This is a genomic window from Curvibacter cyanobacteriorum, assembly GCF_028649475.1.
GTDB lineage: Bacteria > Pseudomonadota > Gammaproteobacteria > Burkholderiales > Burkholderiaceae_C > Curvibacter > Curvibacter cyanobacteriorum.
In genome coordinates, this window is sequence record NZ_JAQSIP010000003.1 from 150,288 (window position 1) to 173,248 (window position 22,961).

Below are 22,961 nucleotides of genomic sequence, written 5' to 3' on the forward strand. Positions count from 1 at the left end.
CGGGGCTTGGCCCCGGCCCCGTTTTGGGCGTCTGAGGCCGATGGACCCACCGGCGTGGTCGGATGGGTCGGCAGGGCAGGGGGACTCAGCGGCCGCCCGGCTTTTGTGACTGGGCGCACTTCACTTGAATCAATGTCCGGTCGGCCGGGGTGGCCCCCAGGCGCACCGCACTCAGGCAACCGCCCCAGACACAGCCCGTGTCCAGGCACATCAGGTTGTCGCGCTGCTTCCAGCCCAGCGTGGACCAATGGCCAAAGGCCACGGTCACCCCCTCGGTGCGGCGACCCGGCACATCAAACCACGGCAGGTAGCCCTCGGGCCCTTCGCCTTCGCCCTCGGTGCTGGCGAACTCCATTTCGCCCTCGGCCGTGCAGTAGCGCAGGCGGGTCAGGGCATTGACGATCACGCGCAGGCGGCTGGCGCCTTGCAGCCGGTCGTTCCACGCGTTGGGCAGGTTGCCGTACATCTCCGCCAGGAAGGCCGGCAGGTCGTCGCTGCGCAGCACGGCCTGCACTTCAGCGGCCAGGGCCAGCACCTGCTCAGGGGTCCAGGACGGCAACACGCCCGCGTGCACCATCAGCACCCCGGCTTCCTGGCGCGCCAGCGGTTGGTGGCGCACCCAGTTCAGCAAGGCCTCACGGTCGGGCGCCTGCAACACCTCGGTCAGTGTGTCCTTGCGCCCCGCGGGGCGCACGCCATGCGCCGCCGCCAACAGGTGCAGGTCGTGGTTGCCCAGCAGACAGCGGGCCGAGTCACCCAGGGCCATCAGGCGGCGCAAGGTGCCTAGCGAGTCCGGGCCGCGGTTCACCAGGTCGCCGAGCAGGTAAACCGTGTCGCGGCTGGGCGAGAAGTCCAACGCCGCCAGCAGGCGGCCCAAGGCGTCGTTGCAGCCCTGAATATCACCAATCAAGTACATTGCCATGGTGTTGATTCTCTACTGCCTTGAATGGACTTCCTGCTGATTGCCTTTCTGACACTGCTTAACGCGGTGTTTGCCATGTCTGAAATGTCACTGGCCTCGAGCCGAAAGGCGCGCCTGACCGCCATGGCCGAGGCGGGCGACAAGGGGGCCAAGACAGCGCTGGACCTGCTGGACAACCCGACCCAGTTTTTGTCCTCGGTGCAGGTGGGCATCACCTCGATCGGCATGCTGAACGGCATTTTGGGCGAGGCCGCGTTCAGCGATCGCCTGGCGGCGGGCTTGATTCAACTGGGCATGCCCACCGGCGCGGCGGGCATCACGGCCACGGCGGTGGTGGTGACGGTGATCACGTTCATCACAATTGTGTTTGGCGAGTTGGTGCCCAAGCGCATCGGCCAGCTGTACCCCGAAACGGTGGCCCGCTGGGTGGCCCGGCCCATGTCCTGGGTGGCGGTGGGGGCCAAGCCCTTTGTGCGCCTGCTGTCGATCAGCACCCAAGCCACCTTGCGTGTCTTGCGGGTTGACAACTCGGCTGCGCGGGCCGTGACCGAAGAAGAAATTGTGGCCAGCCTTGAAGAGGGGCTCGACGCTGGGGTGATCGAGGAGCATGAGCACCAAATGGTGCACAACGTGTTCCGCCTCGATGAGCGCCCACTGACCTCGATGATGCTGCCCCGCACCGAAATCGAGTGGCTGGACGCCCGCGCCACGGTGGCCGAATGCCTGCGCCAGGCCAGCGCGGCCCAGGGGCAGGCCAGCCATTCCTGGTACCCGGTGTGCCGAGGCTCGCTCGACGAGGTGGTGGGCCTGATCAGTGTGGCCCGCCTGCTGGAATTGGGCGTGGCCCACGAAGGCCCCATCGAGCCCCATGTGCAGCCAGCGGCCTTTTTGCCCGAAACCCTCAGTGGCATGGAGTTGCTGGAGCAGTTCCGCCTGCGCGCGGCCCGCATGGTGCTGGTGGTGGACGAGTACGGTGTGGTGCAGGGCCTGATGACCCCACGCGACATGCTCGAAGCCATCACCGGTGAGTTGCAGCCCCACGTCCAGGCCGATGCCTGGGCCGTGCAACGCGAAGGCGGCTCCTGGCTGCTGGACGGTTTGATGCCGGTCGATGAACTCCGGGCCCGCCTGGATATCAAGGAATTGCCCGATGAACATCGGGGGCGCTACAACACCCTGGCGGGCTTGCTGATGTCGGAGTCCGGGCATTTACCGGTGACGGCCGAGCGCATTGAATGCGCGGGCTGGGTATTTGAAATCGTGGACCTCGACGGCAAGCGCATCGACAAGGTGATGGCTTGGCCGCTGGGGACGTCGACCTGACGCGTCTCGATATTGTGCGAAATCCGCCCCACAGCGCAGGGGGTATGAGGCTGTTTTCTCCCTGCGTGCCCGCGGGTTTCTGCTGCGTGAATCTGGGCCGGTCGTTCGATTCGTTCAGCACACGGTCGAATCGATAATCGAAGTGGCATTCGGCCGCCGGAGGTTAATCCCGACAGATCAAGGGGTTGGTGCGGTGCTGGTTGTGGCTCGGGAAATACTTCTTATAATGGCGCTTTAAACATTATTTGATTGTTCAAATCATGAGCACCACTTACAAAGATCTTCTGAAGCAGCGTGAAGCGCTGGAACAACAAATTCAAGAAGCGCGCAAGCGCGAAACCGCCGACGCGATTGCCCAAGTCCGCGCGCTGGTGGCTGATTTTGGTTTGACCGCTGAAGATATCTTTCAAGCGCCGCGCGGCCGTGCTGCCTCGTCGGCCAAGGGCGGTAAAGTGGCGGCCAAATACCGCAATCCGGCCACCGGCGAAACCTGGACTGGCCGCGGCAAAGCGCCCAAATGGATTCAAGACCAAGACCGCAATCAGTTCCTGATTGCCGCTTGAGTTCCTGTCGTACGACAGTCCGCGCCGAGGCCTGAACGCGTTGGCGCGGCCCCTGAACCCTGCCACACCTCGGTCTGGCAGGGTTTTTTTATGTGTGTTGTCTCACTGGGTTGTGACGCGAAGGTAAAGGTTTATCAAAGTTGGCCCCGGCCCGAATCATGAATCGCCCAACAGCACGGCCAGTCGGCATTTAGTGGCTGGAAGAAGTTCCCTTTTGAAATGAATTGATACCATTAAAACAATCGGTATTGATCTGCGCTTTTGATTTCTTCCTCCGGTACCGCGCCTGTTTGGCCGCGGCGGGCTGGGCAAACCCCGCGGTCATTTGACCGCACCGCCCCACCGCAAGGCCCTGGTTGAATGGGCTGAACAGTGGCGTTTTCGCATTTGATTTTTGTCATGCGGCTGGCGGGCCGTGGTGGTGAAACCGGTGGCCATCGCACCGGAGGCGCGTCGATCGATGGGGCCTGTGGGGCATGGGGGTTGCTTGTCCCGCTCAGGACGGAATCCTTGCGCTGCCTGGTTCGTGGCGGTGCGCATCACCGGGTTTTCTGGATAAAGTGGTGCTATCAGCAATTTGGACGGCAGGATGAAAGAACAAGACGCTTGGCGTCGTGCGCGGCGAATCACCACCCTCCTGTGCGGCGGGGCGGCGGCCTTGTTGGCCGTGTTGTTGCTGTCGCCCTCGGTGCCTTTGTTTGACCCGTCCCACGCCAGTGCCTGGCTTGGCGTCCACTTGCTGCTGGAGCTGTTGGCGGTGATCGTGGCGGCCTTGGTGGTGGTGGTGTCCGGGTCCTCGCTGGGGGTCAGTTCCCACCGGTTCTTCAATGGCCTGGTGTTCGGGTTCTCGATCGTCGCGGTCTGCGACCTGATGCATGCGCTGTCGTTCGATGGCATGCCCGATCTCCTGTCGGAGTCCAGCACCAGCCGGGCCATTTATTACTGGCTGGTGGCGCGCAGCGTGGAGACGGTGGCGCTGGGCTTGCTGGCTTTCCATGTGGCATTGCCGGGCCCGCCGGGGCGCTGGCTGGCGGCAGGGCTGGGGCTTGCCGCGGGGGTGGTCTGGCTGGGCTCCAACCACCTGGATGGGTTCCCCGCCACCTTTGTGCCGGGCCACGGGCTCACCTCGTTCAAGGTGTTTTTTGAGTACGTGCTGTGCCTGTCCAACCTCGCGATCGCGGTCGTGTTCTGGGGCCAGGCCCAGCAGCGGGGGCGGGCCCGCGACTACCACCTGGCGGGAGCCTGTTTTGTCATGGCGCTGGGGGAGGTGGTGTTTGCCAGCTACCGCGCACCCGATGACTCGCTGAACATGCTGGGCCATGTGTTCAAGCTGGTCGCCGATGGGTTGATCTTCCAGGCGGTGTTCAGCATCAGCATCCGCCAGCCCTTTGAGATGGCCCGGCGCGCCGAGCAGAGCCTGCGCGAGCGCGAGGCGCAACTGGCCGCCTTGGCTCGCAACCTGCCGCATGGCGTGCTGTTCCAGGTCGAACGCGAGATTGATGGCTCGAACCGCTTTGTTTACGTCAGCGAGTCGATGGAGCGGGTCACCGGCCTCAGTGGCCGTGATCTGCTGCGCGACGCCCAGACTTGGTACCGCATCGTCTCGCCAGCCGACCTGCCGCGTCTGCAGGCCGCCGAGCGTGACTCGGCCCGTTCGCTGGAGGTGCTGGACATCGTGATCCGGGTGCGCGGCGCCGACGGCGAGCTGCGCAGCCTGCACCTGTGCTCGGCACCGCGGCGCTTGGACGACGGCCGCACCATGTGGGACGGTCTGCTGTGGGACATCACGCGCCAGAAGGCCGACGAAGAAGCCTTGCGCAGCAACGAGGCGGTGCTGCGCACCATGGTGGACAACATCCCGTTCGAGGCCTGGGTGCGCGACGAATCCGGGCGGTTGGTGCTCGAAAACCCGGCACGCATCGCCCATTACGGCTCGCAACTGGGCCGCACGCCCGAGCAATGCAGCCAGCAGCCGGAAGAACTGCAGCGCTGGCTGCGCTACAACGAACGCGCCATGCAAGGCGAGGTCATCGAGTACGAAGCGCGCACCGACGTTCACGGCCAGGTGCGAGACTTTCTGTGCATCGTGGCGCCGCTGTGGAAGCTGGGCCGGGTCGCTGGGCTGGTGGGTTTCAACATGGACGTCACCCCGCGCAAGGCCGCGGAGCGCCTGGCGCACGAAAAAGACACCCAGCTGGCGGCCATCCTGCGCCAGATGCCTGGCGGGGTGTCGCGGCTGGACCGCGACTTGCGCTTCCTGTTTGTCAACGACGCCCATGCCCGCTGGTTTGGGCACCCCGCCGACGCCATGCTGGGTCAACCCCTGTCGAGCATCGTGTCGGCCGAACGCCTGCAGCGCATGATGCCCTTTGTGCAGCGCGCGCTGGACGGCGAGGTGGTGGTGTTTGAAAACCGCATCGTGCTGCCCAGCGGGGCGGTGCACTGGCGCCACACCACGCTGGCGCCCGAGCGGCTGGCCGATGGCCAGGTGTGTGGCTTTGTGGCGTTCGCGATGGACACCACCGAGCGCAAGAACATGGAGCTGGCCCTGGCGCAAAACCAGTCGCGCTTGCGCACGCTGGTCAACGCGCTGCCGGACATGGTCTTCCTCAAGGACGCCGACGGGGTCTACCAATACTGCAACCCGGTGTTCGAGCGTTTCGCGGGCCGGCCCGAGGCCGACATCGTGGGGCGCACCGATGTCGAGCTGTTCAGCGAGGACGCGGCCCATGCCTACCGGGCCCATGACCTGGAGACGCTGCGGCTCAAGGAGTCGGTCACCTACGAAGAAGACATGGTGTTTGCCGATGGCCACCGGGGGCGTTTTGAAACCATCAAGACCCCGATCCAGGGCGAGGACGGGCGCTTGACCGGTGTGCTGGGGGTGGCGCGTGACATCACCGACCGCAAGCGCGCCGAGCGCGAGATCGAGCGCCTGGCCTTCTTTGACGCTCTGACCGACCTGCCCAACCGCCGCCTGCTGGTCGACCGCCTGCGCCAGGCCTGCCTGGCCAGCGCCCGCTCGGGGCAGCATGGCGCACTGCTGTTCCTGGACCTGGACAACTTCAAGGACCTCAACGACACCATGGGCCACGCCATCGGCGACCAGTTGCTGGTCCAGGTGGGGCGCCGGCTGGTGGGCAGTGTGCGCCAGGTCGACACGGTGTCGCGCTTTGGTGGTGATGAGTTTGTCCTCATGCTCGAAGAGCTGTCACCCCACTGGACCGAGGCCACCGAGCAGGCCGAGCGCGTGGCCGAGAAGCTGCTGGTCAGCATGAACCAGCCCTTTGAGTTGCGCGGCCTGCAGCACTACAGCACCCCCAGCATTGGCATCACCTTGTTCTCCGGGGACGACACCCCGATCGACGAGTTGCTCAAGCGCGCCGACCTGGCCATGTACCAGGCCAAGGCCCATGGGCGCAACACCTTGCGCTTTTTTGACCCGCAGATGCAGGCCGCCGCCACCGCCCGTTCGGTGCTGGAGGGTGATCTGCGTCAGGGCCTGCTGCGCCAGGAACTGCTGCTGTACTACCAGCCCGTGGTCAACGACCAGCAGCGCATCACCGGGGTCGAGGCCCTGGTGCGCTGGGCGCATCCGCAGCGGGGCATGGTGTCGCCGGGCGAGTTCATCCCGCTGGCCGAGCAGACCGGCCTGATCCTGCCCCTGGGCCAATGGGTGCTGGAGCAGGCCTGCGCCCAGCTGGTGCAGTGGGCCGATCGGCCCGAGACCCGCCACCTGACCTTGTCGGTCAACGTCAGCGCGCGCCAGTTCCGCCACCCGGACTTTGTGCAGCTGGTGCTCGACACCCTGAGCCGCACCGGCGCCAACGCGCGTTGCCTGCAGCTCGAGTTGACCGAGAGCCTGCTGCTGACCGACGTCGAGGACATGATCGCCAAGATGACCGAGCTGCGCATGGAGGGCTTGCGCTTCTCGCTCGATGACTTTGGCACCGGCTATTCCAGCCTCAGCTACCTCAAGCGCCTGCCGCTGGACCAGCTCAAGATCGACCAGGGCTTTGTGCGTGACGTGCTGGTGGACCCCAACGACGCCGCCATCGTGCGCACCATCCTGGCCCTGGCGGGCAGCCTGGACCTGGCGGTGGTCGCTGAGGGGGTGGAAACCGAAGGGCAGCTGGATTTCCTGCGCCAAAGTGGCTGCCGCGCGTTCCAGGGGTATCTGTTTGGTCGTCCGGCGCCGATCGATCGGCTTGAGCAGGCGCAAGGCCTGAGCCTGGCGACGGGCTCGGCCCACGGCACAATCTCTGGATGAGTCCGCAGATCGAAATTTTGGTGGCTGGCGGTGGCATTGGGGGGCTGGCCGCGGCCCTGGCCACGGCGCGTGCCGGCCACCGGGTGCGCCTGTTTGAACGGGCACCCGCTTTCAGTGAGGTGGGGGCCGGCATCCAGATCAGCCCCAACGTGGTCCGGGTGCTGCAGGCCTGGGGCTTGCAAGATGGCTTGCAGGCGGTGGCGGCGTTTCCCGATGCCTTGCAGGTGCGCTCGGCCCTCAGCGGTCGCACCCTGGGCCGCTTGCGTCTGGCGGGGCGTGCCGAGGCCTTGTACGGGGCCCCTTATGCCACCATCCACCGCGCCGACCTGCATCAACTGCTGCTGCAGGCGGTGCAGGCCCAGCCCGAAGTGAGCCTGCACCTGAACAGCCCCGTCACCCTGGCCGAGGCCGAGACCGACGGGGTGGCCCTGCTGACGCCGCAGAAAAAGCGCATCGAAGGCGATGTGCTGGTGGGTGCCGACGGCCTGTGGAGCGCTGTGCGGCAGGCTTTGCTGGGCGTGCAGCCGCCCCGCGTGACCGGGCACCTGGCATTCCGCGCCATGCTGCCGCAGACCCACTTGCCGGCCGCCTTGCGCAGCACTTGCGTCACGGCCTGGCTGGGTCCCGACCTGCATGTGGTGGTCTACCCCGTGCGCGGCGGCCACTGGCTCAATGTGGTGGCCATCGTGCACGGCGAGGTCGAAGGCGACCTGGCCCAATGGGACCACGGCAACAACGCCAGCCAGTTGCTGGCCGTGCTGTCGGACTGTTGCAGCCCGCTGCAGGACCTGGTGCGCGCGGTGCCCGAGTGGCGCCTGTGGGCGCTGTGTGACCGGCCGCCGCTGGCACGCCCGGAGGACATGGCCCAGGGGCGGGTCGCGTTGCTGGGGGATGCCGCGCACCCGATGCGGCCCTACCTGGCCCAAGGGGCCGGCATGGCGATCGAAGACGCTCACGCCCTGTGCCGTGCGCTGGACCAGCAGGCCATTGACCTGCCGACCCGGCTGCGCCGCTATGCCCTGAACCGCTGGCAGCGCTGCGCGCGCGTGCAGGCGCGCGCCGAGCGCAATGGGCGGGTGTTCCATGCCACGGGCCCGGTGCAATGGGGCCGCGATGCGGCCATGGCCTTGTTGGGCGAACGCCTGCTGGACGTGCCCTGGCTCTACGCGGGTGACCCGCTGAACCCCCTGCCAGACGCCTGAGCGGGCTTCACACCCGCGCTGCGGGCGTTCAACCGGCCCGCTGGTGGGGCAGGCGGGCGGTGAACGCCGGGGTCACTGCGAGATCTTTTGCGCCTCGGCGATCTGGTACTCGAAATACCGCTGGAAGCTGTAAACCAGGCTGGCCATCAGCACGCCCGTGCCCACCAGCAGGGCCAGGGCCACGGCGCCAATGGTGCCCCAATGGGTGCGGCCGGCCGCGGCCTCGGGGGCCGCGCTGGGGTTGTAGCGCGCGTTCCACTTCTCGGGGGTCATCAGGCCGAACACGATGGCACACAAGGCGCAGCCCGCGATGTTGAAGCCCAGCAGCGGCACCAGAATCCAGCTCAAGGTGTCGTCCAGCCCGTACAACTGCACCCGCTCCAGGCCCCAAACGCCCAGCGCGGTCGGGATGGGCAGCAGCCATCCCAGGGTGTCCCCCAGGCCCTTCAGGTAGAAGCGGTGCAGGCCCAGTGGGCCGCCCAGGAAGGCGAGCCAGGCCGCGATGGTCTTGTTTTTCATGCGCCCACTTTACTCGGGTGCGCTGCTGTCACCGGCACCCAGGCTTTTCTCCATCAGCACGATGTCGAGCCAGCGATTGAACTTCCAGCCGCAGGACTTCAGCACCCCGGTGTGCGAGAACCCACAGCTGCGGTGCACGCCGACCGAGCCGGCGTTGCCCGAATCACCAATCACCGCGATCAGTTTGCGCACGCCCACCGCCTCGGCGCGGGCGGCCAGTTCGGCCAGCAGCGCGCGCCCCCAGCCTTGGCCGTTGGCGCCGGCCGCCATGTAGATCGAGTCTTCGGCCGAGAAGCGGTAGGCCGGCCGCGGCTTGAACCAGTTGCAGTAAGCAAAGCCGATCACCACCCCGTCTTGCTCCATCACCAGGTAGGGCAAGCCCTTGGCCAGCACATCGGCGCGTCGACCGGCCATGTCGGTTTCGCTGGGGGGATCCACCTCAAAAGTGCCGGTGCCGGTCAGCACATGGTGGGCATAAATGGCGGTGATGGCGGGGATGTCGGTGTCGCTGCTCGGGCGGATGATAGGCATGGAAATTTGAAAGAGATATAATGGAAGGCTCTTCAGCGTGTCGCTGGCCGGGTGGCTATGTCGCGTGTCTCAACGCTGGAAGAAATTTCGGAAGAAATTCCACCACCCAAGGATAAATCATGGTCGTCATTCGACTCTCCCGCGGCGGCTCCAAAGCCCGTCCTTTCTACAACATCGTCGTCGCTGACAAGCGCGAACGCCGCGATGGCCGTTTCATTGAGCGTCTGGGTTTCTACAACCCGAGCGCCAAGGAATCGGAAGAAGGCCTGCGCATTGCGCAAGACCGTCTGACCTACTGGCAAGGCGTTGGCGCTCAAGCGTCCGACACCGTGGTGCGCCTGATCAAGCAAGCTGCCAAGAAGGCTGCTGCCTGATCGCTGAGCGTTCAGCCACGCGCTGATTTCAAGCGCATTGACAGGCCGGCTGTGCTCGCACCGCCGGCCTGAATTTTTTGGGGCTCCCTGACCATGTCGCAGAATTTTCCTCCTCTAGAACCCGCCGAACTGCCGGCCGACGCCGTCGAGGTGGGCCGCATCGCGGACGCCTGGGGCATCAAGGGCTGGTTCCGGGTGCTGCCGTACAGCGCTTCGCCCGAAGCCCTGTTTTCGTCCAAGCGCTGGTACCTGCAGCCGGCCGAAAAGGGGGCCAAGACCTTCACCGGCACCCTGCGACTGGCCATCAAGGAGGCCAAGGAGCATTCGGACGCCGTGGTGGCCTCGGCCCAGGACGTGCCCGACCGCAACGCCGCCGAAGCGCTCAAAGGTGCGCGCATCTTCGTGCCGCGTTCCAGCTTTCCGACCGCCTCTACCGACGAGTACTACTGGGTCGACCTGATCGGCCTGGAGGTGGTCAACCGCGAAGGCCTGGCGCTGGGCCAGGTGCGCGACCTGATGAGCACCGGTCCGCAAACCGTGTTGGTGATCGCCTACGAACAGGACGGCAAGACGCGCGAGCGCATGGTGCCTTTTGTGGCCGCCTACGTGGACGCGGTCGACCTGCCGGGGCGCCGCATCACGGTGGACTGGCAAGCCGACTTTGACGTCTGAGCCGGGTCCCGGCCATGCGCTTTGACATCATCACCCTGTTCCCGGAGCTGTTCGCCCCGTTCCTGGCCAGCGGCGTGACGCGCCGCGCCTACGCCAGCGACCAGGTGGCGGTGCGCCTGTGGAACCCGCGCGACCACGCCGACGGCAACTACCGGCGGGTCGACGACCGCCCCTTCGGCGGTGGGCCGGGCATGGTGATGATGATCGAGCCCCTGGTCCGTTGCCTGGCCGCCATCCGCGCCGACCGCGCCGCGCTGGCCGAGCCGGTGCCCGCCCCGGTGGTGCTGTTTTCGCCCATCGGTGAGGTGCTGCGCCACGACCGCGTGGCCCGCTGGGCCGACGGCCCGGGGGCCATCCTGCTGTGCGGCCGCTACGAAGGCATTGACCAGCGTTTCATTGACGCCCATGTCGACGCGCAGATCAGCCTCGGCGACTTCGTGCTGTCGGGGGGCGAGATCGCCGCGCTGGCGCTGCTCGACGCCGTGACCCGGCTGCAGCCCGGCGTGCTCAACGACGCGGGCAGCCACCAGCTCGACAGCTTCAACCCCGCGCTCGACGGCTTGCTCGATTGCCCGCACTACACCCGGCCCGAACACTGGCAGCCCGCACCCGACCAGGACCCGGTGCCGGTGCCCGAGGTGCTGCTGTCAGGCCACCACGCGCACATCGAGCGCTGGCGCCGTGAACAAAGCCTGCGCATCACCGCGCAGCACCGCCCCGAACTGATCCAAAACGCCCGTGCCGCAGGCCGCCTGAGCGCCGCCGACGAGGCCATCTTGGCTCGTTTGGGCTGACTTGTTATAATCAAAGGCTTTTCGATCCTCTGGCCGGCCGCTCGCCCGACAGGGCCTCTTTCACGAGGGGTGCTGATTTGGTGCGAGCTACCTCGGACGATGAGGCCTTGGAACCCGCCACCGCCCTGCCGCCTTGTGCAGTGGGGCCGGGGCAGATTCCCGGGCCCTGCGACTGGGGTGTATGTCATTCCGACAAAGCCAATCGTGGCGCGGTCAAGATCAATTAGAGGCTCCTATGAATCTGATTCAAATCCTCGAGCAAGAAGAAATTGCTCGCCTGAACAAGACCATCCCCGCTTTCGCCCCTGGCGACACGGTGATCGTCAACGTGAACGTGGTTGAAGGCAACCGCAAGCGTGTGCAGGCTTTCGAAGGCGTCGTGATTGCCAAGCGCAACCGCGGTCTGAACAGCGGTTTCACCGTGCGCAAGATCTCGAGCGGCGAAGGCGTGGAACGCACGTTCCAAACCTACAGCCCGCTGATCGCCAGCGTCGAAGTGAAGCGCCGCGGTGACGTCCGTCGTGCCAAGCTGTACTACCTGCGTTCGCGCAGCGGCAAGTCGGCTCGCATCAAGGAAAAGCTGCCGAACCGCGTCAAGGTGGCTGCTGCCGCTTGAGGTCTCGACCTTCGCTGAAAAAAGCCGCTGCAGCCTGCGCTGTCAGCGGCTTTTTTTTGGCTTGAACCGACCACTGTCTCCGACCCATTTCCCCACAGGCGATCCCTTGACCACCCTGCCTCCCGTGCTGACGCCGCTGTCGCGGCTGCCCGACTTTGACCCGCGCCGGGTGCCGGTGCTGGGCACCGATGCCGACCTGCCCCCGGTGCCTGCCCACCTGCTGCGGCCCGACGCCCTGGTGCAGCGGTTTCAGAGTCCGCCGGTGTGGACGCCGGAGGTCACCCAGGAGCGTCGTTTTGCCGACCGCTCACCGGCCCATGCGTCGGTGCTGGTGCCCATCGTGTTGCGCGACGAGCCCACGGTGCTGCTGACCTTGCGCACCACGCAGTTGTCCACCCATTCGGGCCAGGTGGCTTTTCCGGGCGGGCGCATGGACGACACCGACCCGACGCCGGCCGACACCGCCCTGCGCGAAGCGCATGAGGAGGTGGGGCTGGCGCCCGACCGGGTGCAGGTGCTGGGCAATCTGCCGCTCTACACCACCGGCACGGCCTTCATGGTCACCCCGGTGGTGGGGCTGGTGCGGCCGGATTTCACGCTGAGCCTGAACCCGCACGAGGTGGCGGCCGCCTTCGAGGTGCCGCTGTCGTTTTTGATGAACCCGGCCAACCACCGACGCCACGCCTTCGAGGCCGAAGGCGTGCGCCGGGAGTGGTTCTCCATGCCCTGGATGGAAGGCGATGAAGAGCGCTTCATCTGGGGCGCGACCGCCGGCATGTTGCGCAATTTCTACCGTTTCCTGTCGGCCTGAGGGCTGCGCGACCGAAGCGGCGGGAGCCCCGGTATCATCGGCGCATGAGCTTTTTTGCCATCTTGTTGGCCCTGCTGATCGAGCAGGCCAGACCTTTGGGCGCTGGGAACCCGATTCACGCGGGGCTGCGCGCCTGGGCCCGCACGGCCAGCCGCAATTTCGATGCCGGCAAGCCGCACCACGGCTGGGTCGCCTGGGGCCTGGCGGTGGCTTTTCCGGCGCTCATGGCGCTGGGCATCCATTGGTTGCTGTGGTGGGCCGCTGGCTGGCCCGTGGCCATGCTGTGGAACGTGGCCGTGCTGTACGTCACGCTCGGGTTTCGCCAGTTCAGCCACCATTTCACCGACATCCGCGATGCACTGGAGGACGGCGACGAGGCCCGCGCCCGTGAACTGCTGGCCGAGTGGCAGCAGGTCGACGCCAGTGAGTTGCCGCGCAGCGAGATCGTGCGCCATGTGATCGAGTATTCGGTGCTGGCCGCCCACCGCCATGTGTTTGGCGTGTTGGCCTGGTATTCGGTGCTGGCCGCCTTTGGCCTGGGCCCGGCCGGGGCGGTGCTGTACCGCCTGGGCGAGTTCGTGTCGCGCTACTGGCGCTACCGCAACCGGGCTGGGCAGCAGCCTGTCAGCGCCTCGCTGCAGCAGGCGGCGGCCCAGGCCTGGACCGTGATCGACTGGTTGCCGGCCCGCCTGACCGCGCTGGTGTTTGCGGTGGTCGGCAATTTTGAAGAAGCCATCGATGGCTGGCGCTACCAGGCCCAGCGCTTTCCCAATGACAATGACGGGGTGGTGCTGGCCGCCACGGCGGGTGCTGTCAATGTGCGCCTGGGGGGCGAAGCCCTGAAGGTGGCCGCACCGCCCACCTTGTTGCCGGACTTCACCTCAGGCGAAGCCGACGCCGAGTCGGCGGACAGCGCGAGCACCTCCGGCCGCCCCCCTGAAGTGGCCCACCTGGCCCAGATCGTGGGCCTGGTCTGGCGTTCGGTCGTGGTCTGGATGGTGTTGCTGGCCCTGCTGACGCTGGCCCGCCTGCTGGGCTGAGCCCCGGCACCGCGCCGCCTGCGCCGGGTGGCGCGCTCGATTCCCTTTTGCCATGGCCTGCGGGCCACCCCAGCCGGGCCGGGGTCACAGGCCCGAACAGGACGCTGCCTGCATGACCTCAAGTTTCTGGAGCCCCGTGGTGGGCACCCTCAAGCCCTATGTGCCCGGTGAACAACCGCGCGTGCCCGATCTCGTGAAGCTCAACACCAACGAGAACCCCTACCCACCGTCGCCCGCCGTGCTGGCCGCGCTGGACGCGGCGGTGCGCAGCGGCCTCGAGCGCTACCCCGATCCCGAATCGACGGCGCTGCGCCGCACCATCGCGGGCCACCATGGCCTGCAACTGGGCGAGGTGTTCGTGGGCAATGGCTCCGACGAGGTGCTGGCCCACGCGTTTCAGGCCTTCTTCCAGCACGCTGACCAGCCGCTGCTGATGCCCGACATCACCTACAGCTTCTACGCGGTCTACTGCGGGCTGTACGGCATCCAGGCCCTGACCGTGCCTTTGCGTGAGGGCTTGCGCCTGCAGGTGGCCGACCTGCAAGCCCCGGCCGGCCAGCGCGTGGCCGGGGTGGTGGTGGCCAACCCCAATGCCCCGACGGGCATCGGACTGCCGCTGCGCGACATCGAGCAGTTGCTGCGCCAGCACCCGGAGCGGGTGGTGCTGGTGGACGAGGCCTATGTGGACTTTGGCGGCCAGAGCGCGGTGCCCTTGATCGAGCAGTACCCCAACCTGCTGGTGGTGCACACCCTGTCCAAGTCGCGCTCGCTGGCGGGCTTGCGGGTTGGGGTGGCGATGGGGCAGCGCCACCTCATCGATGCGCTGGAGCGCATCAAGAACAGCTTCAACTCCTACCCGCTGGACAAGTTGGCCCAGGCCGGGGCGCAGGCCGCCTACGAGGACCGGGCCTACTTTGACCGCTGCCGCCAGGCCGTGATGGACAGCCGCGAGGGCCTGAGCCTGCAGCTGGAGGACCTGGGCTTTGAGGTGCTGCCGTCGCAGACCAACTTCATTTTTGTGCGCCACCCACAGCGTGACGCGGGTGGGCTGGCGGCGGGGCTGCGCGAGCGCGCGGTGCTGGTGCGCCATTTCCGTCTGCCCCGCATCGAGCAGTACCTGCGCATCTCGGTCGGCACGCCCGACCAATGCCAAGCCCTGGTGGACGCCTTGCGCGCCCTGCTGGCCCAGCCTGCCTGAGGCCAGGGGCCGGCGCGGCTCCGCAGCCGCTCAGGACGGGCTCAGTCGGGACTCATCAGGGGCTCATGCGTCGCTTGTGCGTCGCTCAGTAGCGGCTCTGGCTGAGCTCGGCGAACAGGTCGCCGTAGATCTTGTAGCGCTGTTCGCTGATGGCGTCCGCGCGGTCGTCGGCGCTGACCGCCGCCATCACGCCACAGCCGGGTTCGTGCAGGTGGGTGCAGTTGTAGAACTTGCACTGCGCCACATGCGGCTTGAGGTCGGGCATGTAGGCCGCGAGCTGGGCGGGATCGATGTGGTGCAGGCCAAACTCCTGAAACCCTGGCGAGTCGATCAGGCCGGTTTGGCGCTCGGCATCCACCCAGTACCACGAGGTGCTGGTGGTGGTGTGCTTGCCTGAGTTCAGGGCCTGGGAGATTTCCTGCGTCTCGGCCAGGGCGCCGGGCACCAGCAGGTTGATCAGGGTGCTCTTGCCAGCGCCCGAGGGGCCCAGCACCAGGGTGTTCTTGCCCTGCAGCAACTGCAGCAGCACCGCGTGGTCGCGCGTGCCTTCGGCCTTGAGCGACAGCGGCATGACCTGGTAGCCCATGTGCCGGTAGGGGGCCAGGCGGGCCCAGGCGCGCGCAAAGGTGTCGACCAGATCGGCCTTGTTCAAGCCGATGATGGGCGTGATGTGTTCGGCCTCGGCGGCGATCAGGGCACGCGACAGCTGGCTGGCCGAGAACTCGGGCTCCGCGGCGACCAGGATCAGCACCTGGTCGAGGTTGGCCGCAAACGACTTGGTGCGGATTTCGTCCTGGCGGTAAAACAGGTTGCGGCGCGGCAGCACCTTCTCGATCGTGCCTTCTTCGCCCTGGCCCGGGGTGGCCGTCAACCAGCTGACGCGGTCACCGACCACGGCCTGGCTCTTCTTGCCGCGGGGGTGGCAGATGCGGCGCTGACCGTCGGGGCTTTCCACCACACAGTGGCGGCCGTGGCTGGCCACGACCAGGCCTTCTTGCAGGGTGCGGCGGTCACTCACGGGGGGCCTTGGTCGGGGTCATGCGAGCAGGGCGTCGATTTGCGTCGCGCACTCAAAGTCGGTCTCCGACAGGCCCTTCACGTCGTGCGTGTTGAAGCGCACCACGCAGCGGCTGTAGTGCACGGAAAGATCGGGGTGGTGGTCTTGCGCGTTGGCAATGAAGGCCACCGCGTTCACAAAAGAAATGGTCTCGTGGTAATTGGCGAAGGTGTAGGTCTTCTCGATCGCCACATCGGCGCCGTCGCCGCTCAGTTGCCAGCCCGTCAGGGTGGACAGGCGGGTCACCACCTCGGTGGCGCTCAGCGCGCGGCGCGGCAGTTGGGACCAGTCTTTTTTCTTCAGCATCGAGCTCATGGTTCAGGCAGAAAGGGTTGCAAAAAAAGGGGGGCGGCGCTCACGCCGCCATGCGGGCCAGCCGCTCGGAGGCCGGCGGGTGGGAGTAGTAGAACTTCACGAACACCGGGTCCGGTGTCAGGGTGGAGGCATTGTCCTCGTAAAGCTTGAGCAGGGCGCTGGACAGCTCGGCGCCGCTGGTCTGGGCCACCGCGTAGGCATCGGCCTCAAACTCATGGCGGCGCGACAGTTGCGCGAACAGCGGAGAGATGAAGAAGCTGAACACCGGCACCGCCAGCAGGAACAGCAGCAGGGCCAGGGCGTCGTTCGACCCGCTCAGCGAAGGGCGCACCCCGAGACCGGTGTAGAACCAGATCTGGCCCGACGCCCAGCCCAGCAGGGCAAAGCCAGCCAGCGACATCGCAAACAGGCCGACGATGCGCTTGACGATGTGCTTGTGCTTGAAATGCCCCAGCTCGTGGGCCAGCACCGCATCCACCTCGCCGGGCGACAGCTTGGCCAGCAGGGTGTCGTAAAACACCACGCGTTTGGCGGCGCCAAAACCCGTGAAGTAGGCGTTGGCGTGGGCGCTGCGGCGGCTGCCATCCATCACGAACAGGCCCTTGGCGGCAAAGCCGCAGCGGGCCATCAGCGCGCTCACGCGGGTTTTGAGGGTCTCGTCCTCGAGCGGCTTGAACTTGTTGAACAGTGGCGCGATGAAGGTCGGAAAAATCACCATCAGCAGCAGGTTGAAGGCCATCCAGCTGCCCCAGGCCCACAGCCACCAGTAGCGGCCGGTGCTGCCCATCAGCCACAGCATCAGGGCTGCCAGCGGCAGGCCGATCACGGCCCCGAGCAGGCTGGACTTGAGCAAGTCACCGAGCCACAGGCCCAGCGTCATCTTGTTGAAGCCAAAACGCTCCTCCACGACAAAGGTCTGGTAGAGCGTGAAGGGCAGGTCGATCAGGCCGCCAATCACGGCAAAGCTGGCCAGCAGGGCCAGCTGTTGCCACAGGCTGGGCCCCAGGGCGCCCAGCAGGGTCTGGTTGAGGGCGTCCAGGCCCCCCAGCAGCGTCCAGCCCATCAGCACCACCGTGCCCCAGGCCAGCTCGAGCAGGCCGACGCGGGTTTTGGCCAGGGTGTAGTCGGCGGCCTTCTGGTGGGCGGCCAGCGAAATTTGGGCCTGGAACGCCACGGGCACCGCGCCGCGGTGTTGCGCCACATGGCGCATCTGGCGGGACGCCAGCCAGAAGCGCGTCAGCACGCTGGCCACCAGGGCCAGGGCGAACAGTGCGGTCAGCAGCAGGGATGGGGACAGGGGTTCGGCAGCAAGGGACATGGTGGCGGAGTTTAGGCCATCGGCGACAATGCGCTCCATGTCCGAAACCATTGCCCCTCTCACCAAATCAGACCAGAACCTTGTCTGGCTGGACTGCGAAATGACCGGCCTGGAGCCCGAGGTCGACCGCCTGATCGAAATTGCCGTGGTGGTCACGGGACCGAACCTGGAATCCCGCGTCGAAGGCCCGGTGTTCGTGATTCACCAAAGCGATGCCCAGCTCGACAAGATGGACGCGTGGAACAAAGGCACGCATGGGCGCAGCGGCCTGATCGACAAGGTCAAGGCGTCCACCACCACCGAGGCCGAAGCCGAAGCCCAGTTGCTGGCGTTCCTGTGCCGCTACGTGCCCAAGGGTGTGTCGCCAATGTGTGGCAACACCATCGGCCAGGACCGCCGCTTCCTGGTCAAGTACATGCCCAAGCTGGAGGCCTTCTTCCATTACCGCAACCTTGATGTCAGCACCTTGAAGGAGCTGTCCAAGCGCTGGAAGCCCGAGGTCTACAGCAGCTTCAAGAAGGCCCAGAAGCACACCGCGCTCGCCGATGTGCACGAGTCCATCGATGAACTGGCCCATTACCGCGAGCATTTCATCAAGCTGTGACGCCGCCGCCCGGTGCGGCGGTTTTTCGCGCCCCTTTCTCGACAGGGGGCTTGCGGGAAAACCCTAGACGGGTGATAATCCAAGGCTGCGCTCGTTGTTGAGCGCATATGTGCATCTCCCTTCACTCCAGGGCTTGCGGTTGTGGTCAGGCGTCCAGGTGCTTTTTCAGTTGACTGAAAAAGACCCCCGCCCAGTTCGGTGAAAACCAAACTGCCCAAATTCGCAGCAAACGCCCACCCGTGCCATCGTCCTCGTGACGCCCAGATGGCTCAGGCTTCGTTTGATGGTTGATGTTGTTTAACCATTGACGAAGCGTCCGCCGGCCACGCTGGCGGAGCATTCGTGTGAGAAAAAATACCATGACCGACACTCTTGCAGTGCAGGGCGAATTCGCGCCTGCCCAATCCCCTGTTTCCATCGCCGCTGCCGTGGCCCAAGCCGCTGAACAAGTGCTGGCCCAGCCCGTGGCCGACACCGCCGCTGACGCCGACGTCGCGGTGGAAGCCGCCGCCCCCGCCGCCCCGAACGGCTTCGTCAAGCTGGGCCTGGCCCCTGAGCTGGTGCAGGCCGTGGCCGACCTCGGCTACACCGACCCGACCACCGTGCAATCGAAGGTGATCCCGCTGGCCCTGCCCGTGGCCCCGATCGAAGGCCAGACCACCCGTTACACCGACCTGATGGTGTCCAGCCAGACCGGCAGCGGCAAGACCGCCGCCTTCCTGCTGCCTGTGCTGCACACCCTGATCCAGCAACAAGCCCAGGCCGAAGCCGACGCCCGTGCCGAGTTCGACCGCGCCGTGGCCGAAGCCGCCGCCCGTGGCGAACCCGCCCCCAAGCGCCCCAAGCGCAAGGACCCAACCAACGCCCGCAATTTCAAGGCCGCCACCCCCGGCGCCCTGATCCTGTGCCCGACCCGCGAACTGGCCCAGCAAGTGGCCCACGACGCCATCGAGCTGGTCAAGCACTGCCGTGGTCTGCGCGTGGCCAACGTGGTGGGCGGCATGCCTTACCAGCTGCAGATCGCCAAGCTGCAGAACGCCAACCTCGTGGTGGCCACCCCGGGTCGCCTGCTGGACCTGCAGCGCTCGCAGCAGATCAAGCTCGAACAAGTGCAGTTCCTGGTGGTGGACGAAGCCGACCGCATGCTGGACCTGGGCTTCTCGGACGACCTGGCCGAGCTGAACCAACTGACCATCCAACGTCAGCAAACCATGATGTTCAGCGCCACCTTCGCGCCCCGTATCCAGCAACTGGCTGCCCGCGTGATGCGCGAGCCGCAACGCGTGCAGATCGATTCGCCGCAAGAGAAGCACGCCAACATCAAGCAAGTGCTGTTCTGGGCCGACAACGCCCAGCACAAGCGCAAGATGCTGGACCACTGGCTGCGTGACACCAGCATCGACCAAGCCATCGTGTTCGCGTCCACCCAGGTGGAATGCGACGGCCTGGCCACCGACCTGCAACAAGAAGGCTTCTCGGCCGTCGCCTTGCACGGTGCCCTGAGCCAGGGTCTGCGCAACCGCCGCCTGATGGCCCTGCGCAGTGGTCAGGTGCAAATCCTGGTGGCCACCGATGTGGCGGCCCGTGGCATCGACGTGCCCACCATCACCCACGTCTTCAACTTCGGCTTGCCGATGAAGGCCGAGGACTACACCCACCGCATTGGCCGCACCGGCCGTGCCGGCCGCGATGGCCTGGCTGTGACCTTTGCCGAATTCCGCGATCGCCGCAAGATCTTCGACATCGAAGGCTACAGCAAGCAAACCTTCAAGGCCGAAGTGATCCCGGGCATGGAGCCGCAACAGCGCTTCCAGGACAGCCGTCCCCCGCGCGGTGACTTTGGTGGCCGCGGCCGTGGCGGCGAGCGTGACTACGGTCCGCGCGGCGGCAAGTTCGGCGGCGGTGGTGACCGTGGTTTCGGTGGCCCGCGTGGCGGCGACCGGGGTGACCGCGGTGGCTTCGGCGGCAACGGCGGTGGTTTTGGCGGTGGTTTCGGTGGCGGCTTCGGCGGTCAGGACCGCGGCGGCGACCGTGGCGCTCAGCGTCCGTTCCGCGCCGATGGCTTCCAGGGCCAGGGTGACAGCTTCGGCGGTCGCCGTGAACCCCATCGCGACAGCCAAGGCTACGGCCGCAAGGCCGGTTTCGGTGACGTGGGCGCCCCCCGCCGTGACCGTGAGCAGCGCGAAGCCTTCGCGGGTGCCCCGCGCGGTGATTTCGCCGCCCGCAAGCCCGCGGCTGGCCCGCGTCACGCCCCGGCAGGCGCCGGTCCGCGTCCTTACGTGCCGCACGGCAAGCGTCCGGCCCGTTGAGCCCGGCTCCGACCAGCTCGGACCGGTCGCGGCCAGGCTGAGGCCTGGCGGCTGACTGCTGTCAGACAAAGCGCAAGCCCCTTCTTGGGGCCTGCGCTTTTTTTTCGCCTGAGGGGCGCTGGGCCAGTGCGGACGGCGCCCATCGGGGGAGTCGGTTGGCGTGGCTTGGCGCAACCTTGTTCAGCGCAGACCAGCCCGGCGGAGTCCAGTGCGGCGAACGGCCTGGGGGGGGGGGGCGAGTACGCCATGTCACCATCACGCGATGGCATGGCATGGCATGGCAGCTCATGGCAAGCGCGGTCCCATCGCCTCGGGCCGGGGCTGACGGGGCTGGCGGGGCCGCACGGACGGCTGGCTTGGGTGTGCTCGGGTGGGCTTGGTGTGGGGCTCGGGCCCTGGGCTGCGGGCGGCGCGGTGGTGGGTGGGGCGGGCCGAGTGGGGGCGGTGCCTCGCCGCGTGTCAGCCGCCGCTGGCGTGCTGGCCGATCTCCGGCCAACGGTGGTGCAGCCAGATCCAGGCCACCAGGCCCAGCGACATCATCAGCAGCGAGGTCAGGGCCAGCAGCAGCGTGGACTCCATCACCAGCGGCGCGATCACCCCAGCCACCAGGCCGTTGGCCGCCGACCCGATGAAGGCCTGCATCGACGAGGCCATGCCGCGGCGTTCGGGGTGGATGTCGAGGGCCAGCAGGGTCACCACCGGCACCATCAGGGCCCAGCCGAAGGCAAAGACGGCGATGGGCGGCAGGGCCCACCACGCCTGCGCCGGGAACAGCGCGTTGGCCACCAGGTTGAGCACCGAGACGCTGAGCATGATCACAAAGCCATGTCGGATCTGGCGCTTGGGGGCGATGCGCCCGGCCAGCCGACCGCTGCACCAGGCGCCGGCCATGATGCCCGAGATGGTCAGGATGAAGAACCAGAAAAACTGGGTGGGCGCCAGGTGCAGGTGATCACCGAGAAAGGCGGGGGCCGACAGCACGTAGAGGAACATGCCATTGAAGGGCACGCCGCTGGCCAGGGCCAGCAGCAGGAAGCGTGGGCTGGCCCCCAGCTGCAGGTAGCCCGCCATCAGGTTGCGCACCTGAAACGGCTGGCGCTCGCTGGGGTGCAGGGTTTCGGGCAGCAGGCGGAAGTTGGCGGTCCACAGCAGCACGCCCACCGCCGTCAGGAACCAGAAGATGCTGTGCCAGTCGAGGTGCACGAACAGCCAGCCGCCGATGATCGGGGCGATGGCCGGGGCCACGCCGAAGAAGATCGTCACCTGGCTCATCATGCGCTGGGCTTCGGCGGGCTCGAACAGGTCGCGGATCACCGCGCGCGACACCACCGTGCCGGCCCCGGTGGACAGGCCTTGCAGTGCGCGGAAGAACACCAACTGCCCAATGCTTTGCGACAGCGCACACCCGGCCGAGGCGAGGGTGAACACGGCGATGCCCCACAGCACCACAGGGCGGCGCCCAAAGCTGTCCGCCAGCGCGCCATGGAACAGGTTCATGAAGGCAAAGCCAAACAGGTAGGCCGAGAGGGTCTGCTGCATCTCGACCGGTGTGGCGCCCAGGGCCCGTGCGATGCCCGTGAACGCCGGGATGTAGGTGTCGATGGAGAATGGGCCCAGCATCCCGAGCACGGCCAATAAGATGGCCAGCGCCCAACGCGGCGCGGTCCAAAGGGTTTGTGCGTGGGGGTGCATGGGGGTCTCGGCAGCTTTCGGGGCGGGGGGCTGGCGCGTGTCGCGCCGCAACCGGTCATTATGCGGCGAGCTGCCTTTTGGGCGTGCGGCGCGCGGCGTTGGGGACAGCGGCCAACGCGGTCTTAGGCGGGTTTGGCCCCCGGGCGGGGCGGCGCTGGGGGCCGGGTCTGGCGCGTCTGGGTGGGCAGAAGCTGGCCTGAAGGCGGGCTCAAAAGCCTTATTTTTCAGTCTTTCGGCCCCGACTGTGCAATTTCTGGCCCCTGAAGCGTCCAAGCGCTTGGCCGTTTCCCTACAATCCGCCCCTTGACCACCCGAGGCCGAGGCGCCTCATATTTTGAGAATCACATGAACAAGACAGAACTGATCGCCAAGCTGGCCCTGGACACCGACCTGAGCAAGGTGCAAGCCCAAGCCGCTTTGGACTCGGTCATTCAGACCATCACCGAGCAACTGCAACAAGGCGAAGCCGTCAACATCCTGGGTTTCGGCTCCTTCGTGGTGACCGAGCGCGCTGCCCGCACCGCCCGCAACCCGCGCACCGGCGAAGCCATCGAAGTCGCCGCCGCCAAGGCCCCGCGCTTCAAGCCGGGCAAGGCCCTCAAGGACGCGCTGGCGGCCTGATCGCTGCCGGGCAGCGAGGTCCGGCCGAGGGACTGACAAAGACCTGACGCGACCGGACTTTACTTTTGAAAGGGCTGCCTTGGGGCAGCCCTTTTGTCATCATGCGGGGTGAATCCGCGTCTGCCGATGGCCTGGCCCGGCGGGGTGCGGAAGTGGCATTCGTTCATTCGGCATGGGGGCTGCTGTGGCCCCACCGACCCAACAAGGACC

21 protein-coding genes and 1 pseudogene are annotated in these 22,961 nt (G+C 66.6%); 15 read left to right on the top strand and 7 right to left on the bottom strand.

Going from position 1 to position 22,961, the window contains the following annotated elements:
* Nucleotides 1-85 precede the first annotated feature (85 nt).
* Nucleotides 86-922, bottom strand: coding sequence for a symmetrical bis(5'-nucleosyl)-tetraphosphatase (locus PSQ40_RS07300; protein WP_273950159.1), 837 nt, complete (start codon nucleotides 920-922; stop codon nucleotides 86-88).
* A 24-nt stretch (nucleotides 923-946) separates the two neighbouring features.
* Here PSQ40_RS07300 and PSQ40_RS07305 point away from each other — a divergent pair, with 24 nt between their 5' ends.
* The 5 genes and pseudogenes from PSQ40_RS07305 (at nucleotide 947) to PSQ40_RS07325 (ending at nucleotide 8,280) form a co-directional block, all read left to right on the top strand.
* The gene (locus tag PSQ40_RS07305; RefSeq protein ID WP_273950161.1) at nucleotides 947-2,245 is read left to right on the top strand and encodes a hemolysin family protein; all 1,299 of its coding nucleotides are present in this window, start codon (nucleotides 947-949) and stop codon (nucleotides 2,243-2,245) included.
* Between the two features lie 260 nt (nucleotides 2,246-2,505).
* Nucleotides 2,506-2,808: an H-NS histone family protein gene (locus PSQ40_RS07310; protein ID WP_273950163.1), complete on the top strand. Its 303-nt coding sequence runs from the start codon at nucleotides 2,506-2,508 to the stop codon at nucleotides 2,806-2,808.
* A gap of 589 nt (nucleotides 2,809-3,397) precedes the next feature.
* Nucleotides 3,398-4,612: pseudogene (locus PSQ40_RS07315) on the top strand (MASE3 domain-containing protein); the annotation flags it as partial.
* 27 nt (nucleotides 4,613-4,639) lie between these two features.
* Nucleotides 4,640-7,078, top strand: a complete 2,439-nt coding sequence (locus PSQ40_RS07320; RefSeq protein WP_273951145.1) for an EAL domain-containing protein — start codon at nucleotides 4,640-4,642, stop codon at nucleotides 7,076-7,078.
* Nucleotides 7,075-8,280, top strand: a complete 1,206-nt coding sequence (locus tag PSQ40_RS07325; protein WP_273950165.1) for an FAD-dependent monooxygenase — start codon at nucleotides 7,075-7,077, stop codon at nucleotides 8,278-8,280. Before PSQ40_RS07320 ends, PSQ40_RS07325 begins: the two co-directional genes overlap by 4 nt.
* Nucleotides 8,281-8,352: 72 nt before the next feature.
* On the opposite strand, the gene PSQ40_RS07330 is transcribed toward PSQ40_RS07325, so the two are convergent.
* Both PSQ40_RS07330 and PSQ40_RS07335 read right to left on the bottom strand, forming a co-directional pair.
* Complete coding sequence (locus PSQ40_RS07330; RefSeq protein ID WP_273950168.1) at nucleotides 8,353-8,799, bottom strand: NINE protein; 447 nt, start codon at nucleotides 8,797-8,799, stop codon at nucleotides 8,353-8,355.
* A 9-nt stretch (nucleotides 8,800-8,808) separates the two neighbouring features.
* Nucleotides 8,809-9,330: a GNAT family N-acetyltransferase gene (locus PSQ40_RS07335; RefSeq protein WP_273950169.1), complete on the bottom strand. Its 522-nt coding sequence runs from the start codon at nucleotides 9,328-9,330 to the stop codon at nucleotides 8,809-8,811.
* A 119-nt stretch (nucleotides 9,331-9,449) separates the two neighbouring features.
* Here PSQ40_RS07335 and rpsP point away from each other — a divergent pair, with 119 nt between their 5' ends.
* The 7 genes from rpsP (at nucleotide 9,450) to hisC (ending at nucleotide 14,835) form a co-directional block, all read left to right on the top strand.
* Entirely contained in the window at nucleotides 9,450-9,704 is a 255-nt protein-coding gene (rpsP, locus tag PSQ40_RS07340) for a 30S ribosomal protein S16 (protein ID WP_273927350.1), read from the top strand.
* A 93-nt stretch (nucleotides 9,705-9,797) separates the two neighbouring features.
* Nucleotides 9,798-10,376 carry a ribosome maturation factor RimM gene (rimM, locus tag PSQ40_RS07345; RefSeq protein WP_273950171.1) on the top strand — a complete coding sequence of 193 codons (579 nt, stop codon included), beginning with the start codon at nucleotides 9,798-9,800 and terminating at the stop codon, nucleotides 10,374-10,376.
* A 14-nt stretch (nucleotides 10,377-10,390) separates the two neighbouring features.
* Entirely contained in the window at nucleotides 10,391-11,170 is a 780-nt protein-coding gene (gene trmD, locus PSQ40_RS07350) for a tRNA (guanosine(37)-N1)-methyltransferase TrmD (protein ID WP_273950173.1), read from the top strand.
* A 235-nt stretch (nucleotides 11,171-11,405) separates the two neighbouring features.
* Nucleotides 11,406-11,786 carry a 50S ribosomal protein L19 gene (rplS, locus tag PSQ40_RS07355; protein ID WP_273950175.1) on the top strand — a complete coding sequence of 127 codons (381 nt, stop codon included), beginning with the start codon at nucleotides 11,406-11,408 and terminating at the stop codon, nucleotides 11,784-11,786.
* A gap of 106 nt (nucleotides 11,787-11,892) precedes the next feature.
* Entirely contained in the window at nucleotides 11,893-12,597 is a 705-nt protein-coding gene (locus PSQ40_RS07360; RefSeq protein WP_273950177.1) for a CoA pyrophosphatase, read from the top strand.
* A gap of 44 nt (nucleotides 12,598-12,641) precedes the next feature.
* A complete protein-coding gene (locus tag PSQ40_RS07365; RefSeq protein WP_273950179.1) occupies nucleotides 12,642-13,637 on the top strand; it encodes a CobD/CbiB family protein in 996 nt (331 codons plus the stop codon).
* 112 nt (nucleotides 13,638-13,749) lie between these two features.
* A complete protein-coding gene (gene hisC / locus PSQ40_RS07370) occupies nucleotides 13,750-14,835 on the top strand; it encodes a histidinol-phosphate transaminase (RefSeq protein ID WP_273950181.1) in 1,086 nt (361 codons plus the stop codon).
* Between the two features lie 85 nt (nucleotides 14,836-14,920).
* Here the strand turns inward: hisC and rsgA are convergent, their stop codons facing one another.
* The 3 genes from rsgA to PSQ40_RS07385 are packed head-to-tail and all read right to left on the bottom strand — an operon-like array spanning nucleotide 14,921 to nucleotide 17,525.
* Nucleotides 14,921-15,853: a ribosome small subunit-dependent GTPase A gene (gene rsgA / locus PSQ40_RS07375; RefSeq protein ID WP_273950184.1), complete on the bottom strand. Its 933-nt coding sequence runs from the start codon at nucleotides 15,851-15,853 to the stop codon at nucleotides 14,921-14,923.
* 18 nt (nucleotides 15,854-15,871) lie between these two features.
* Nucleotides 15,872-16,207: a 4a-hydroxytetrahydrobiopterin dehydratase gene (locus tag PSQ40_RS07380; protein WP_273950186.1), complete on the bottom strand. Its 336-nt coding sequence runs from the start codon at nucleotides 16,205-16,207 to the stop codon at nucleotides 15,872-15,874.
* A gap of 40 nt (nucleotides 16,208-16,247) precedes the next feature.
* Nucleotides 16,248-17,525: a M48 family metallopeptidase gene (locus tag PSQ40_RS07385; protein ID WP_273950188.1), complete on the bottom strand. Its 1,278-nt coding sequence runs from the start codon at nucleotides 17,523-17,525 to the stop codon at nucleotides 16,248-16,250.
* 37 nt (nucleotides 17,526-17,562) lie between these two features.
* On the opposite strand from PSQ40_RS07385, the gene orn reads away from it, so the two are divergent.
* Nucleotides 17,563-18,129 (top strand): oligoribonuclease, encoded by a 567-nt coding sequence (gene orn, locus PSQ40_RS07390; RefSeq protein WP_273950190.1) that lies wholly within the window; start codon nucleotides 17,563-17,565, stop codon nucleotides 18,127-18,129.
* A 359-nt stretch (nucleotides 18,130-18,488) separates the two neighbouring features.
* Nucleotides 18,489-20,438: a DEAD/DEAH box helicase gene (locus PSQ40_RS07395; protein ID WP_273950191.1), complete on the top strand. Its 1,950-nt coding sequence runs from the start codon at nucleotides 18,489-18,491 to the stop codon at nucleotides 20,436-20,438.
* 459 nt (nucleotides 20,439-20,897) lie between these two features.
* On the opposite strand, the gene PSQ40_RS07400 is transcribed toward PSQ40_RS07395, so the two are convergent.
* Nucleotides 20,898-22,130: a multidrug effflux MFS transporter gene (locus tag PSQ40_RS07400; protein ID WP_273950193.1), complete on the bottom strand. Its 1,233-nt coding sequence runs from the start codon at nucleotides 22,128-22,130 to the stop codon at nucleotides 20,898-20,900.
* A 345-nt stretch (nucleotides 22,131-22,475) separates the two neighbouring features.
* On the opposite strand from PSQ40_RS07400, the gene PSQ40_RS07405 reads away from it, so the two are divergent.
* The gene (locus PSQ40_RS07405; RefSeq protein ID WP_273950195.1) at nucleotides 22,476-22,751 is read left to right on the top strand and encodes an HU family DNA-binding protein; all 276 of its coding nucleotides are present in this window, start codon (nucleotides 22,476-22,478) and stop codon (nucleotides 22,749-22,751) included.
* Nucleotides 22,752-22,961 lie beyond the last annotated feature (210 nt).